Genomic DNA, 1,125 nt, shown 5'->3' with positions numbered 1-1,125 from the left:
CCGCCTACATGCTTAAACCGGGACAACCGTCGCCCGGATAACCTAGCCTTCTCCGTCCCCCCTTCGCAGTAACACCAAGTGCAGGAATATTAACCTGCTTCCCATCGACTACGCTTTTCAGCCTCGCCTTAGGGGTCGACTCACCCTGCTCCGATTAACGTTGAACAGGAACCCTTGGTCTTCCGGCGAGCGGGCTTTTCACCCGCTTTATCGTTACTTATGTCAGCATTCGCACTTCTGATACCTCCAGCAAACCTCACAGTTCACCTTCAACGGCTTACAGAACGCTCCCCTACCCAACAACGCCTAAGCGTCGCTGCCGCAGCTTCGGTGCATGGTTTAGCCCCGTTACATCTTCCGCGCAGGCCGACTCGACCAGTGAGCTATTACGCTTTCTTTAAATGATGGCTGCTTCTAAGCCAACATCCTGGCTGTCTGTGCCTTCCCACATCGTTTCCCACTTAACCATGACTTTGGGACCTTAGCTGGCGGTCTGGGTTGTTTCCCTCTTCACGACGGACGTTAGCACCCGCCGTGTGTCTCCCGTGATAACATTCTCCGGTATTCGCAGTTTGCATCGGGTTGGTAAGCCGGGATGGCCCCCTAGCCGAAACAGTGCTCTACCCCCGAAGATGAGTTCACGAGGCGCTACCTAAATAGCTTTCGGGGAGAACCAGCTATCTCCCGGTTTGATTGGCCTTTCACCCCCAGCCACAAGTCATCCGCTAATTTTTCAACATTAGTCGGTTCGGTCCTCCAGTTAGTGTTACCCAACCTTCAACCTGCCCATGGCTAGATCACCGGGTTTCGGGTCTATACCCTGCAACTTAACGCCCAGTTAAGACTCGGTTTCCCTGCGGCTCCCCTATACGGTTAACCTTGCTACAGAATATAAGTCGCTGACCCATTATACAAAAGGTACGCAGTCACCAAACAAGTTGGCTCCCACTGCTTGTACGTACACGGTTTCAGGTTCTGTTTCACTCCCCTCGCCGGGGTTCTTTTCGCCTTTCCCTCACGGTACTGGTTCACTATCGGTCAGTCAGGAGTATTTAGCCTTGGAGGATGGTCCCCCCATATTCAGACAGGATACCACGTGTCCCGCCCTACTCTTCGAACTCACAG

The 1,125-nt window shown here is 53.4% G+C and carries 1 rRNA gene; it reads right to left on the bottom strand.

The annotated features are described in order from the left end of the window. A 23S ribosomal RNA gene (locus tag JK231_RS25360) occupies nucleotides 1–1,125 on the bottom strand; the annotation flags it as partial.

The organism is Pantoea sp. JGM49, from assembly GCF_018257655.1.
Classification (GTDB): Bacteria; Pseudomonadota; Gammaproteobacteria; order Enterobacterales; family Enterobacteriaceae; genus Pantoea; species Pantoea communis.
The sequence above is the reverse complement of the archived record's forward strand: the minus strand, read 5'-3'. Positions and strand labels throughout refer to the sequence as shown.